The organism is Pusillibacter faecalis, from assembly GCF_018408705.1.
Taxonomy (GTDB): Bacteria; Bacillota; Clostridia; order Oscillospirales; family Oscillospiraceae; genus Oscillibacter; species Oscillibacter faecalis.
In genome coordinates this window covers 1,693,661-1,707,624 of record NZ_AP023420.1, presented here as the reverse complement: position 1 = coordinate 1,707,624, position 13,964 = coordinate 1,693,661, and the positions used below count along the sequence as shown (strand labels likewise).

Annotated in this window: 9 protein-coding genes; 3 read left to right on the top strand and 6 right to left on the bottom strand. The window is 60.6% G+C overall.

Going from position 1 to position 13,964, the window contains the following annotated elements:
• Positions 1–57: 57 nt before the first annotated feature.
• Positions 58–1,752 (bottom strand): S-layer homology domain-containing protein, encoded by a 1,695-nt coding sequence (locus KJS55_RS08515; protein ID WP_213543128.1) that lies wholly within the window; start codon positions 1,750–1,752, stop codon positions 58–60.
• A gap of 216 nt (positions 1,753–1,968) precedes the next feature.
• Here KJS55_RS08515 and KJS55_RS08510 point away from each other — a divergent pair, with 216 nt between their 5' ends.
• A complete protein-coding gene (locus KJS55_RS08510; protein ID WP_213543127.1) occupies positions 1,969–3,960 on the top strand; it encodes an LTA synthase family protein in 1,992 nt (663 codons plus the stop codon).
• Positions 3,961–4,001: 41 nt separating this feature from the next.
• Here KJS55_RS08510 and KJS55_RS08505 read toward each other — a convergent pair whose 3' ends face one another.
• The 5 genes from KJS55_RS08505 to KJS55_RS08485 are packed head-to-tail and all read right to left on the bottom strand — an operon-like array spanning position 4,002 to position 9,513.
• Complete coding sequence (locus KJS55_RS08505; protein WP_213543126.1) at positions 4,002–4,736, bottom strand: type 1 glutamine amidotransferase; 735 nt, start codon at positions 4,734–4,736, stop codon at positions 4,002–4,004.
• Between the two features lie 4 nt (positions 4,737–4,740).
• Complete coding sequence (locus KJS55_RS08500) at positions 4,741–6,069, bottom strand: Mur ligase family protein (protein ID WP_213543125.1); 1,329 nt, start codon at positions 6,067–6,069, stop codon at positions 4,741–4,743.
• Positions 6,066–6,767 (bottom strand): alpha/beta fold hydrolase, encoded by a 702-nt coding sequence (locus KJS55_RS08495; RefSeq protein ID WP_213543124.1) that lies wholly within the window; start codon positions 6,765–6,767, stop codon positions 6,066–6,068. Before KJS55_RS08495 ends, KJS55_RS08500 begins: the two co-directional genes overlap by 4 nt.
• 9 nt (positions 6,768–6,776) lie before the next feature.
• Positions 6,777–8,642 (bottom strand): tRNA uridine-5-carboxymethylaminomethyl(34) synthesis enzyme MnmG, encoded by a 1,866-nt coding sequence (mnmG, locus tag KJS55_RS08490; protein WP_187032500.1) that lies wholly within the window; start codon positions 8,640–8,642, stop codon positions 6,777–6,779.
• Positions 8,643–8,655: 13 nt separating this feature from the next.
• The gene (locus KJS55_RS08485; RefSeq protein ID WP_213543123.1) at positions 8,656–9,513 is read right to left on the bottom strand and encodes a metallophosphoesterase; all 858 of its coding nucleotides are present in this window, start codon (positions 9,511–9,513) and stop codon (positions 8,656–8,658) included.
• A 524-nt stretch (positions 9,514–10,037) separates the two neighbouring features.
• Between KJS55_RS08485 and KJS55_RS08480 the strand changes: the two genes are divergently transcribed.
• Both KJS55_RS08480 and eno read left to right on the top strand, forming a co-directional pair.
• Positions 10,038–12,158 carry a sodium-translocating pyrophosphatase gene (locus tag KJS55_RS08480; protein ID WP_213543122.1) on the top strand — a complete coding sequence of 707 codons (2,121 nt, stop codon included), beginning with the start codon at positions 10,038–10,040 and terminating at the stop codon, positions 12,156–12,158.
• Positions 12,159–12,527: 369 nt separating this feature from the next.
• Entirely contained in the window at positions 12,528–13,829 is a 1,302-nt protein-coding gene (gene eno, locus KJS55_RS08475) for a phosphopyruvate hydratase (RefSeq protein WP_187032494.1), read from the top strand.
• Positions 13,830–13,964 lie beyond the last annotated feature (135 nt).

Here is a 13,964-nt window from a genome sequence, read left to right as displayed (position 1 = left end):
AAGTGAGGAGCCAACCGGCTCCTCACTTTTTTGAATGTACACGCGGCTCCCTGCCGTTCAGCCCAGCTCCTGCAGGGCGGCGGCCATGGCTTCTCCCTGTGCCCGGGTAGGCGTGGAATCCGCATTCTCCGGCAGCAGGCCCCATGCCCAGGCGCTCTGCAGGGCCTCCTGGTCCCAGGCGCCTTTGGACAGCACAGCCGGCAGGGGCGCTGTGCGCACCGTCTCCGGCGTCCAGCCAAGCGCCTGAACGGTCCGGGTCAGGAAGACCGCGGCCTCCTGCCAGGAAATCGCCCGGGATGCGGCAAAACTCCCGTCTGCAGTGCCTCTGGCAACGCCGGCATTTGCGCTCCAGATCATGGCATCCAGGTACCATTCAACTCCCAGCATATCGGGGAACACAGCCTCTGGAGTCTGGACCGGACTGCCAGCGGCCTCATACAGCAGCCCCACAAAACGGCCTCGAGTGAGAGGTGCATTCGGCCACTCTTGTTGCGCCAACCTCTCCGGATGTGCCAGCAGCCACTCTACCGCCGTATCTTTTCCCGCTAAGGTGTCCGCCATGGTCTGGGGCAGCTCCACATCCGGCTCCAAAGAGACTACGCCACGGCCTGCATCTGCATCCAACAGCGTTCCCAGATCAATATATTTGGAGGAGACGCCCACCCGGATGCCGGAATTTGGCAGCGTAAAGCCGCTCACTGAGCCGAAGTGGTCCACGCTGCCGCTGGCGGCCTCGCCTGCCAGCACAGCCCCCATCTCCTGGAGCTCCACTGCATTGATGATAGCAGAGGAGAAGGTGGCCTCTCCAATGAGGCCCACGACCTCGGCGCCCTCATCCATCGCCTCCCGCAGGACGTTCAGCAGCGGCCAGATCACCCCGTCAGAGCCACCACCGTTGTTGCGCAGGTCGATCAGAACGCGGCTATAGTTCCCTGTGTTCAGGTCATCCTGCACCTGGGATGCAAAGGTCTCCATGGGAAGCTCCGGGTCCTCCTGGCAGGTGTTGTACTGAATATAATAGGTGTTTGGATTCAGCGCCTGGGACCAATATGCCTGCTCTCGAGCCGCAGTGGCGGGCATGGAAACCTGGGCGCCCAGCTGGGCAATCTCGGTCTCTCCCAGGGAGTGATAGGGCACAGCCGTGATAGACCGGGTTTCACCATCCTCCAGAGTGAGCTTCAATGGCTCACCAGGTTTCGCCAACCCCAGATAGACATAGTAGTCCTCCACGTTGCACACCTGCCGGTATTGCCGCCGCAGTTTCACCGGATTGTCAGCGCTGAGCACTTCTCCGAAGGCTTCCACCACTTGATCCATATCCCGGCCATTCAGGGCTGTGACCTCCATGCCAAGCAGGGCCTTCTGCTCCGCCGGCGCTGTGGTGAGATACCATCTCCCATCTCTCCAAGAGAGCACCATGGGATAGGCAGATAGCTGCTCAACTACGCTGCCTGCCACCTGTATGCTGGTATGGGAATCTCCAGCCAAGGCCGTCAGGCTCTGCAGGTCAAAGAGAAAGTCCACATCGCTCTCCGTCGTCAGGCGGCTTTCGATCTCGGCCTTTCTCTCCAAAAACTCCGCCTCCGGTGTGTTGGCAAACAGATCCGGGTGCCGGGCCTCTAAATTTTGATAAAGGGCGTCCAAGTCCTCCTGTCGGGCGGACGGCGCTTCAGCCGCCTGCGCGCCCATGCCCAGAACCAAGGCTGCTGCCAATCCCAGCACTCCGGTTTTTTGCAGCATCTTCCAATACAACTACAATCCTCTCCTTTTCATTTATTGTATTAGTATAATAGTGCAATCCATTTGAGAAGTCAAGTCTCTCTTTTTCCCTGCTGCCATATCATAACGATGCAGACCTTTTTCATTCTTCACCCCGTGTGTAAAATTTTGTCGAAAAATTTACAAAAAGTTATAGACCTCTCCGGGCAGACACGGTATAATCGAATCCCCAAGAAAGGAGTCGCTTTTGTGAAACAGCCAATACACCTTTGGGATGCCAGGCATCCCAAGGAACGCGAAGCGTTCCTCTATATTCCGCTGCTTGCCCTGGGGTTGACGCTGATATCAGAACTTTTCAACCACAAAGCGTTTACAGATGGCCCCTCCTCTTTCTGGCAGTTCGTCACCGAAAATCCCATTGCCTTCCTGGTAAACGTCTTTCTCGTTTTAGTGACCCTGGCCCCCGCCTTTTTCTTCCGGCGCCGCATGTTCTGGTGTGCGCTGGTCTCAGTGGTGTGGCTGATGGGCGGCGCCGTCAACGGATTCATTCTGCTCAACCGTATGACGCCGTTTACTGTGGCAGATTTAACTGTCTTTCAAACAGGCATCGACACGCTGCCCAATTATCTCTCGACGCCCTACATCATTTTGTTAGTGGGCGCCATTTTGCTGGTTCTCGCCGGTCTGGTTTTTCTCTTTTGGAAGGGCCCTCGCAGCACCGCGTCCGGCAGACGGCGTCTCATGACCGGCACCGCGGCCTTAGCGGTGTCGAGCGCCCTGCTGGCCGGGAGCTGGACCCTGGCCTTTCATCTGGGGCAGCTCTCCCATGTGTTCTCCAACCTGGCCTTTGCCTATGAGGACTATGGTTTTTCCTACTGTTTTTTACAGACCTGGCTGAACCGGGGCATTCACCAGCCCTCTCGCTACAGCGCCCAGGAGATGTCCCGCATTCGGGAGATGATAGAGGCGGATACGCCCGCCGCAGATCCACAAACCGATGTCAATGTCGTCTTTGTACAGCTGGAGTCCTTTATCGACCCAGCCGAAATTCAGGGGTTGGAGCTGTCAGAGGATGCCGTCCCCACCTGGACAGCCTTGACTGAGGAATATTCCACCGGCTATCTGACGGTTCCCGTGGTGGGAGCCGGCACCGCCAATACAGAGTACGAGGTCCTCACCGGCATGAGTACCCGGCTGTTCGGTCCTGGTGAATACCCCTACCAGACCCGCCTGACGGATCAAACTGTGGAGAGCGTGGCCTACAATTTAAAAGAAAACGGCTACGCCACCCATGCCATCCACAATCACCGCGCCACGTTCTATGGCCGCAATGATGTGTACGCCAACCTGGGTTTTGATGACTTCACCGCTCTGGAATACATGCCAAAGGTGCAGCTTACGCCCAAAAACTGGGCAAAGGATGCCATTCTCACCAGCCAGATCGGCAAGGCCCTGGATGCCACGCCGGACCAGCCGGATCTGGTATTCACAGTCTCTGTGCAGGGACATGGCAAATACCCCACGGAGCAGGTGCTGGAGAATCCAGCCATCACGGTGACTGCCTGTCCTGAGGGAACCAACCGCAATGCTCTGGAGTACTATGTGAATCAGGTCCATGAGATGGATGCCTTTCTCCGCAATCTTCTAAACATGCTCTCTCAGCGGGAGGAACGAACCATTCTTGTACTCTATGGCGACCATCTCCCCGCCCTGGATCTGGAGGGGCGGAATATGTCCTCCAGAAGCCTTTACAAGACGGAGTATGTGATCTGGGATAACTTCCATCTGGAAAAGGCGGACGAAGACCTCTGCGCCTATCAGCTCGCTGCCGCAGCATTGAACCGTATCGGCATCACAACCGGTGTGATGAACGCCTTCCAACAGTTCTGCCGGGAGGAGTCCACCTATGCCTCTGACCTTTTAAAACTGCAATATGACGCCTTATATGGAAAAAACTATCTCCATGGCGGTGCCAGCCCCTATGAACCCACGGACATGCAGATGGGCATGGCTCCTATTACCGTGTCCTCCATCGTCCAGCAGGGAGAGGAAATCTGGTATGTTCTGGGCGAAAACTTCAGCCCCTACTGTCAAGTGACCATAGAGGGCCGCCGACTGGACGCGGAGTACATCACCCCCCGCTTGATTCGCCTGACCGAGGACCCTGAGACTGACAATCCCGGCGATCTGCAAATTCAAGTGGTGGATAAGCACAATGAAATTCTCAGCGACACCGAATAAAAACCAAAGGGCGCGCCTTCTGGCGCGCCCTTGCTCATATATTAAGGCCTTTTACAGCGCAGCCGCAGCTGCTCCGCCGTGATGGCGTAGCCTGCCTCAGCCCAGGTATCCACCGGCCGTTCCTCCGGTAGCGCTTCCCCCCGCCGGGCAAGAATCGCCGCTGCCGCCGTTTCCAGCATGCGCGGATTCTTCACCAGCAGTGGTCCAGTCAACTCCGAGGCAAAGACGTTTTTCCAGTGGAAGCCCTCCGGCGTCTCCTCCCCCTCGTTGCCATAGCCCAGGGAAACCGTGGTGAGCAGCGGCGTTGTGATGCCGGTGGTCACACCGCACTTGTTCATGAACCCCACCACCGCCTCTGGATAAAGGTCCGTCGTGCCGTAGACATCCTCCACCAGCCGTTTTTTCCCCTGGACTGTAGTGAAATCCGCCAGGGCGATTCCCTCATAGACTGTCCCCTCGGCGTCGGAGACCGTGCGGCCCAGCAGCTCCATGGCAGTGCCGGCAAACAGCATGGCTGTGCCGTCCTCGGCGGCGGCGCGCACCGCCGTCCCATAGCAGGCAAAATCCGCCAAAGCCGCCTTCTGCGCCCGTTCCGTGCCCGCGCCCATATAGAGGAAATCCGCGCCGGTGAGGTCGGCCTCCTGCCCCGGAAGAATTGCCTCCACCACCACCGTGTGGCCCAGGCGCTCCAGATATCGCCGGAGAACCGACACATTGGCGTAGCTCCCGTAGAGGTTCATCAGGTCTGGATAGAAATGCAAAAACCGAAGCTCCATCTCTTCACGCCTCCTTTTCCACGTGGGACAGCACCTTGTCCCGATCAGAGAAGCACGTGACCACGTACAGCTCCTCCCCGCCGCCGGATTTCAGGGTCTCGCAGGCCGCCGGGATGCTCTCCTGTACCTCCACCTTCTCCCAAGGGATGTCCGTGAAGGAGAACCGCTCCGCCAGGTCGTTGCAGTACCGGCCGGAGAGGATGATCTTTTGCACCTGGGGGCAGGCGAGCTGGTTAAAGTCGATGTCCCACAGCCAGCTGGTCTCGCTGGTAAAGTACTTTCGGCTCACAGCATCCACCACCACCAGTACCACGCAGGGGTCCTTCGCGGCGGCGATATAGCCAAGGTTCGTATCGTAGGCAATGGAGTTCTCATGCTTGCTGGTGAGCAGCGTCCCGTGGCGTGCGCCTAGGCGGAAGGTCTGCATTCGGCCGTTCTTGAGCACATAGCCGCCTACCGCGCCGCCGATGGTCTCCGCCGCCACACCGCACTCCCGGCAGGCGGCGTAGGCCGCCAGGATGTTATAGACATTGTAGATGCTGCGGAAGGCCAGCGGGATCTCCACGGCTTCATCCAGCACCAGCGTGCCCTGCTCCAGATCCAGCGCCGTGGCGGTGTAGTCCGTGGCTGGCCGCGCGTGGCCGCAGCTTGAGCAATGGTAAGCGCCGATGTGATTATAGTGGACGTAATCGTACTCCATGGGGGCGTGGCACACCGGGCAGTAGGCCCCGTCGTGGTAAACGCCTGTGGGCGCGTCCTGGTCAGAGGGGCAGCGGTCCAGGCCGAACCACTTCACCCGCTCATGCCCCCGTCCCAGGCAGCTGGAGAGGGGATCGTCAGCGTTGAGAATCAGCTCCGTCTCCGGGTGGATCGCCGGAACAAGGGCATCGTAAACCCACTCCGGGTGGCCGTTGCGAGTCAGCTGGTCCCGATAGAGGTTCGTGACCACGAACTGCGTGGGGTGGAAATACTGGAAGCTGCGGGCGGCGTACCGCTCGTCGGACTCAATGAGGAGCACGTCCGCCTGGACCTTCCCCCCCAGCGTGGCGTGGGTCAGCACCAGGGTCGTGACGCCCTCAATCTGGTTGGAGCCCTCTTCATTGTAGACCACGCGCTTACCGTCCGCCCGCAGAATCGCGGCAATCATCTCCACCGTGGAGGTCTTGCCGTTGGAGCCGGTGACGGCGATCACCCGGGGCGGCAGCGTCACCCGGCGCAGAATATCCGGGCAGAGCTTCAGGGCGTATTTCCCCGGCAGGCTGCTACCCTTGCCCACCAGCTTGCCTGCAAACCGCAGCAGCTTGCACGCCACAATGGCCAGAAACATTCTCATAAGGTTTCCTCCCCGGAGACGGCTGTCTCCTGAAAAAATGACCAGACCGCCCGGTTGAAGGCGGCCGGATTTCGCCTGGCAATAAAATGATTCCCCGGAATCAGCGCAAGGCGGGCCCCCGGAATCTCCCGGGCCATCAAACGGGTGTGGTCCTCCCGAATCATGTCCCGGGTTCCGGCGATTACCAGCACCGGCATCATCAGCCCCGCCAGCTCCGATGGGGGAATCTGCGGCTCATGGACCATGAGTCCCAGCATCTCCGCGTTGGTCCGGGCCTTGGGGCTTTTCAGCCGCGAGGCGATCTGGTAACCCAGGACAATGGGCAGCTGCACCCAAGCCTTCACGCCACGGGGGTTCAGGTTGGCTCCGTTCAGCACCAGCCGGCGCACCCGCTCCGGGTGGCGCAGGGCAAAGGTCAGGGCGATGTTCCCTCCATCGCTGAACCCCAGCAGATTCACCCGCTTCAGCCCCTGTTCGTCCAGAAAGGCCAGCAGGTCCTCCGCAAACTGGGAGATGGTAAAGGGCGCGCTCCCCCGGGGGGAGCGCCCATGGCCCCGGGTGTCCAGTGCGTAGACGAGAAACTCCCGGGAGAACGCCTCCATCTGGTGGAGGAAATAACTCCCGTCCTCCCCGTTTCCGTGAAGCAGCACCAGGGGTTCCCCGGCGCCGCGCTTTTCATAATATAACGAGATGTCCATCCTGCTCTCCTACCGCTCCAGATAGATCATGAGCGCCGCGATATCCGCCGGGGACACGCCGGAGATGCGCCCCGCCTGCCCCAGGTCCAGGGGCCGGACGGCGGAGAGCTTCTCCCGCGCCTCCAGCCGCAAGCCCTGAATGGCCTGGTAGTCAAGGTCCGGCGGCAGCTTGTGTCGCTCCATCCGCCGCAGTTCCTCCACCTGCTTTTGCTGTCGCTGGATGTAGCCCTCGTACTTCACACTGATCTCCACCTGCTCTTCCACGTCCGCCGGCAGCTCCGGCCGCTCCGGGTCAAAGGCGGCCAAGTCTCCGTAGTGGATCTGGGGCCGTTTCAGCAGGGAGAGCAGCGCGCAGCCGTCCGCCGCGTCGGTGGTGCCCCGCTCCCGCAAAAAGGCCGAGAGCGCCGCGGACGGCGCCACGCCGGTATGGGAAAGGCGGCGGATCTCCCGCTCCACGGCGGCGTACTTCTCCTCCACCACCCGCAGACGCTCCTTCGATACCAACCCGATCTCATAGCCCCGGCGGGTAAGGCGCGCGTCAGCGTTGTCCTGGCGGAGCAGCAGGCGGTACTCGCTGCGGGAGGTCATGACGCGGTAAGGTTCTTCCGTACCCTTGGTCACAAGGTCGTCAATCAGCGTGCCGATGTAGCTTTCGCTGCGGGAGAGGAGAAATGGCTCCTGCCCCCGGAGCTTCCGGACGGCGTTGACGCCGGCCGCAAAGCCCTGAACGGCGGCCTCCTCATAGCCGGAGGAACCGTTGAACTGCCCCGCGCCGTAGAGACCAGGAATTGCCTTCACCTCCAGGGTGGGCCGCAGGGCCAGCGGGTCGATACAGTCGTATTCAATGGCGTAGGCAGGCCGGGTCATGACGGCGTGCCGCAGTCCCGGCACGCTGTGAAGCATCTGAATCTGCACCTCCTCCGGAAGCGAGGAGGAAAAGCCCTGGATATACAGCTCCTCTGTTTGGAGGCCCATGGGCTCCACAAAGAGCTGATGCCGGGGCTTGTCCGGAAAGCGGACGATCTTCGTCTCAAAGGAGGGGCAGTAGCGGGGGCCCACACCCTCGATGAGTCCGGAGTACATGGGCGCCCGGTCCAGGTTCTCCCGGACGATGCGGTGGGTCTCCTCCGTGGTCCAGGTCAGCCAGCAGACGGCCTGGTTCTCCGGTGGAGTTTTCGTCGCGTAGGAAAAGGGCACCGGCAGTGTGTCGCCGTGCTGAAGCTCCATCTCATCAAAGTCCACCGTTCGGGCATTGACCCGGGGCGGCGTGCCGGTCTTGAAGCGGCGCAGGGGAAGCCCCAGCCGCCGCAGCGACTCCGTTAGACGCAGCGCGGCGTGCATGCCGTCCGGCCCGGAGTTCTCCACACACTCGCCCACAATGGTCCGGCCTGTGAGGTACGTGCCGGTTGCCAGAATCACCGCCCGGGCCTGGAACACCGCGCCGGTGGAGAGCACCACGGCGCTCACGGCGCCGCCCTCCGTCCGGATCTCTACCACCTCGCCCTGACGGACGCTCAGGTGCTCCTGCCGTTCCAGGGCGTGCTTCATGTATTCCTGGTACCTCCGCCGGTCTGCCTGGGCCCGGAGGCTCCACACCGCCGGCCCTTTGCTCTTGTTCAGCAGGCGGTACTGAATGCAGCACGCGTCCGCGGCCTTTGCCATCTCGCCCCCCAGAGCGTCCAGCTCCCGGACCAGGTGGCCCTTGCCGGTACCGCCGATGGCGGGGTTGCAGGGCATATTGCCCACCGCGTCCAGGTTGATGGTGAACACGATGGTCTCCATCCCCAGCCGCGCGGCGGCCAGCGCCGCCTCAATCCCCGCGTGACCAGCGCCGATCACGGCAATATCCACTTGTCCGGCGAGAAACTCGGTCATAGCTTGGTTCCTTTCAGCCGCCCCGGTGCAGCGTCACCACCGCCACCTCCGGCCGGTTGAACAGCCGAAAGGAGGGGCCGGAATTTCCAAGTCCCCGGGTGACAAACAGCGCCGAGCCATTTTTTTCATAGAGCCCCGCCGTATAGGAGGGGAAGAGGGTCCGGTCCGTGGAGATCAGCCCGTCGGTGAAGGGCAGGCGAATGATGCCGCCGTGTCCGTGGCCGGAGATCACAAGGTCTGCCCCCAGCAGGCTGTACTCCCCTTCGAAGCGGTCGTTGCGGTGGGCCAGAAGCAGCCAGAACGGATCGCCGTAGGCGGCGTAGATCTCGGCAGCCAGCTCCTGGGGCGTCTTCTGGTCGGCGTAGCCATTGGGGTCGTCGATGCCGGCGAGCACCAGCGCGTCACCGTTTCGCTCCAGTACCAGGGCTTCGTTGGAGAGCACGGTGACGCCGTGCTCTGTCAGGCGCTCTTTCAGCTCCGGCACGCCGCCGATGGCCCACTCGTGGTTGCCGGTGACGTAATAAGTGGGCGCAATGGCGCAAAGGCCCTCTGCCACCTGTTCCGGATAGCCGGCAGCTGGGCCCCGGTAGCGGTCCTCCAAATCGCCCAGGTAAAAGATATAGTCCGGCCGCTCCGCAGCCACGGCATCAAAAAGAGCGGCGTTGTCCTCCCCAAACTCAGCGCCATGCAGGTCGCTGAGCACTGCGATCCGGCACCCATCAAAGCCGGTGGGCAGGTCCGAAAACGCCGGATCAAAATATGCGGTCTGCAACGTGATGTTGCTCCACCAGCCGTATCCCCCCGCCAGCACAGCCAGCACCAGCAGGATCAGAATCCGCCGCAGAACGCGGCGCTTTTTCGTGGGACGCAAGAATATGGCCTCCTCATCTGTTGTCAACCAGCCCGGCCGTCACGGTTGGGCGGCGCTTTGGGGAGGTCTCGCTTGTTTATCATACCCGCTGGGCAGATAGAATCATACCCAGTCTCTACACGGCAGGCAGCGCTTCACTCCCAATACCGTTTCAGGCAGCCGCCGCAGCCTGCGGCGGCGCAGCCATGGTACCACAGGTATGAGGTACGGTATCTAGGTTCATGTACCACGGCCGCTTTGCGGCTATTATACCATAGCCCCAGAGGCGTGACGAGAGAAAAAATGCACAAAGTCCGCGAAAAAACCCCTGAGATCACACAGAGACCTCCATACATCAGCCAAGAAAATCATTTTTTACAATATTTCTCACAAAGTTTTTCCAATTCGCCAAAGTCATTTTATGTAAAACGAAAAATTTTCGTATGCTTGCGCAAAAGAGGAAAACCGTTGCTTGAAAAAAACAGCACATATGCTAAAATAATGAGGTCAACAAACGCATAAAACCAACGCAAGGAGAGGAAATCATGGAAAATCTGTTCTGGATAGGATTCGTTGGCGCGCTGATCGCGGCTTTGTTCGCGTGGATGCAGGCCAAGCGGGTCCTGAGCTACTCCGAGGGTTCCGAACGAATGCAGAAAATCGCCGCCTCCATTCGCTCCGGTGCCAATGCCTACCTCAAGCAGCAGTATACCACGGTCTTTAAGGTGTTTGTGGTCGTGTTCATCATCCTGCTGGCCATTGCCTTTGGCTCTGGGGGAAAGATGCTGTCCAAGTATACCCCCTTCGCCTTTGTCACCGGCGGCGTATTCTCCATGCTGGCGGGCTTCATCGGCATGAAGATCGCCACCAGCTCCAATGCCCGCACTGCCCAGGCCGCCTCTGAGAGCCTGAACAAGGGTCTCCGCGTGGCCTTCTCCTCCGGCTCCGTCATGGGCTTTACCGTGGTGGGGCTGGGCATGCTGGACATCACGATGTGGTACTATCTGCTGCGCTATGTCTTCGGCGTTGCCGACCCGGTCTCCCTGGGCAATATCATGGTCATGAACGGCATGGGCGCCTCCTTCATGGCCCTCTTCGCCCGTGTGGGCGGCGGCATTTATACCAAGGCCGCCGACGTGGGCGCGGACCTGGTGGGCAAGGTGGAGGCCGGTATCCCGGAGGATGACCCCCGGAACCCCGCCACCATTGCCGACAATGTGGGCGACAACGTGGGTGACGTGGCCGGCATGGGCGCAGACCTGTACGAGTCCTATGTGGGCTCTATCCTGGCCACCTTTGCCCTGGGCGCCGTGGGCGGATACGGTTTTAACGGCATGCTGCTGCCTATGGCTTTGTCCGTGTGCGGCATTATCTGCTCCATCCTGGGCTCTTTCCTGGTGAAGACCAAGGAGAACGCCACCCAGGAGTCCCTGCTCAAGAGCCTGCGCACCGGCACCTACACCGCCGCCGTGCTGGCGGCCGTGCTGGCGGCTCCCCTGACCTATTTCATCCTGGGCAGCTGGGGCGTGTACATCGCCATCCTCTGCGGCCTCGTGGGCGGCTGCGCCATCGGCTACTTCACCGAGTACTACACTTCTGACACATACAAGCCCACCCAGGAACTGGCCGCCGCCTCCGAGACCGGCTCCGCCACCATCATCATCGGCGGCATTTCCCTGGGACTGAAGTCCACTCTGACCTCCATTCTGATCGTGGCCGCGGCGGTGCTGGTGAGCTACTTTGCCGCTGGCGGCAGCACTGTGATTGTGGATGAGGCCGGCGCCTTTACCGAGGCCTTCAACCGCGGTCTTTACGGCATCGGCATCGCAGGCGTGGGCATGCTCTCCACCCTGGGTATCACCCTGGCCACCGACGCCTACGGCCCCGTGGCCGACAATGCCGGCGGCATTGCTGAGATGAGCGGCCTGCCTGAGGAGGTCCGCGGCCGTACCGACGCGCTGGACTCCCTGGGCAACACCACCGCCGCCACCGGCAAGGGTTTTGCCATTGGCTCCGCCTCTCTCACCGCTCTGGCGCTGCTGGTCTCCTATGTGAACATTGTCCAGGAGAACACCACCGAGACGCTGAACTTCACCCTCACCAGTCCCACGGTCCTGGTAGGTATGTTTATCGGCGCCATGCTGACCTTTGTGTTCTCCGCCTTTACCATGAGCGCGGTACAGAAAGCCGCCCAGTCCATCGTAGTGGAGGTCCGCCGCCAGTTCAAGGAGATCGCCGGCATCATGGACTACAAGGCCGATCCGGACTATGCCTCCTGCGTATCCCTGTGCACCAGAGGCGCGCTGCACGAGATGGTGGCCCCGGCCCTGCTGGCGATTGTGGTCCCCATTGCCACGGGCCTGGTGCTGGGTCCCACCGGTGTGGTGGGCCTGCTTGGCGGCGTTTCCGTTACGGGCTTTGCCATGGCGGTGTTCATGTCCAACGCCGGCGGCGCCTGGGACAACGCCAAGAAGTACATCGAATCCGGCCACCACGGCGGCAAGGGTTCCGAACAGCACAAGGCGGCTGTGGTGGGCGACACCGTGGGCGATCCCTTCAAGGACACCTCCGGCCCGTCTCTGAACATCCTGATCAAGCTGTGCTCCACGGTCTCTATCGTGTTCTCCGGCTTGATCCTGGCGTTCAACCTGATGAACCTGCTGTAACATATCTCGGAGAGCCCCGCCGTCTGGCGGGGCTCTTTCGTATCTCCACGCCCAACCGGGCAAATCGGTAGCACGCAAGGGCTGCACCCTGGCGGAAAGTGCCGTGGGAAGAGGCGTCCCACATACGTCCGGAGACGCGGAGGAGCCTTGTAACATTTTTTTCCTCTTCCTCTGCCGATCTACCGTCCAACGAGGACTTTTTGGGGGTAAAAATCCAACATTTCTGAAAAATTCTTGCCGCCGCTTGACAGGGTAATCGTTTGCCGATATAATGTCAACGGAATTCACCGGCAGGCACGCTGCTGTTCGCGGTGTCCCGCTGATGGCGCTGTTACCCCAATCTATTTCATAATAAGGAGAGCGTGTTCTATGAAGCAGATTCTTGAAATCGTCGACGTCCTGAGCCGTGAGATTCTGGATAGCCGCGGAAATCCCACCGTGGAAGTGGAGGTTTATCTGGAGGATGGCTCCATGGGCCGGGCTGCAGTGCCCTCCGGCGCCTCCACCGGCATCTACGAGGCCTGTGAGCTGCGGGACGGCGACAAGAGCCGTTACAACGGCAAAGGCGTGGAAAACGCCGTAAAGAATGCCAACACTGAGATTGCAGAGTGCCTCATTGGCATGAACGTATTGGATCAGGTTGCCATTGATAAGGCTCTTATTGAGCTGGACGGCACACCCAACAAGGCTCGTCTGGGCGCAAACGCCATCCTGGGCGCATCCCTTGCCTGTGCCAAGGCGGCCGCAGAGAGCCTGGGTGTCTCTTTATATAACTATATCGGTGGTGTCAACGCCAAGCAGCTGCCCGTGCCCATGATGAACATCCTCAACGGCGGTGCTCACGCCACCAATAATGTGGAGATTCAGGAGTTCATGGTCATGCCCGTGGGTGCTCCCACCTTCCGGGAAGCTCTGCGCATGTGCGCCGAGGTCTTCCACCAGCTCAAGACCACCCTGAAGGAGAACGGTACCCCCGCCGCCGGCGTGGGCGACGAAGGCGGCTACGCTCCCAACCTCAAGAAGGACGAGGACGCCCTGAAGGTGATCGTCCAGGCCATTGAGGAGGCCGGCTACAAGCCTGGGGAAGACTTCATGATCGCCATCGACGCAGCCTCCTCCGAGTGGTGGAACGAGGAGGAGAAGCTCTATATCCAGCCCAAGTCCGGCAAGAAGCTGACCCAGCAGCAGCTGGTGAACATGTGGAAGAAGTTCGCCGACAACTACCCCATCGTCTCCCTGGAGGACGGTATGGCTGAGACTGACTGGGAGGGCTGGGCCATGTTGACCCGTGCCATCGGCGACCGCGTCCAGCTGGTGGGCGACGACCTGTTTGTCACCAATGTGGAGCGCCTCTCCACCGGCATTGAGAAGAAGGTAGGCAACGCCATCCTCATCAAAGTCAACCAGATCGGCACCCTGACCGAAACCCTGGACGCCATCCAGATGGCCAACCGTGCCGGCTACACCGCCATTGTCTCCCACCGTTCCGGCGAGACGGAAGACGCCACCATTGCCGATATTGCCGTGGCCCTGAACGCCGGCCAGATCAAAACCGGCGCCCCCAGCCGCACGGATCGGGTGGCCAAGTACAATCAGCTTCTGCGTATCGAGGAGGAGCTGGGGGATGTTGCGGAGTACCCCGGCAAAAAGGCCTTCTTTAATCTGAAATAAGAGCAGGAAAGAGCAGGACGCCCTAGACGGTCCTGCTCTTTTTTCCGCTGCCTGGCCCTTGGAGCGCCCTGCTGATGGGTGACTTTGTCCATGTGTTTTTACCGGCAAAGAGCCCTCCCCGAAGGAAAATCTCCG

Excerpts from the sequence above, each read along its gene's own strand:
- KJS55_RS08495 (WP_213543124.1), bottom strand. The coding sequence starts at position 6,767 with ATGGACATCTCGTTATATTATGAAAAGCGCGGCGCCGGGGAACCCCTG.
- eno (WP_187032494.1), top strand. The coding sequence starts at position 12,528 with ATGAAGCAGATTCTTGAAATCGTCGACGTCCTGAGCCGTGAGATTCTG.
- KJS55_RS08505 (WP_213543126.1), bottom strand. The coding sequence starts at position 4,736 with ATGGAGCTTCGGTTTTTGCATTTCTATCCAGACCTGATGAACCTCTAC.
- KJS55_RS08500 (WP_213543125.1), bottom strand. The coding sequence starts at position 6,069 with ATGAGAATGTTTCTGGCCATTGTGGCGTGCAAGCTGCTGCGGTTTGCA.
- mnmG (WP_187032500.1), bottom strand. The coding sequence starts at position 8,642 with ATGACCGAGTTTCTCGCCGGACAAGTGGATATTGCCGTGATCGGCGCT.
- KJS55_RS08480 (WP_213543122.1), top strand. The coding sequence starts at position 10,038 with ATGGAAAATCTGTTCTGGATAGGATTCGTTGGCGCGCTGATCGCGGCT.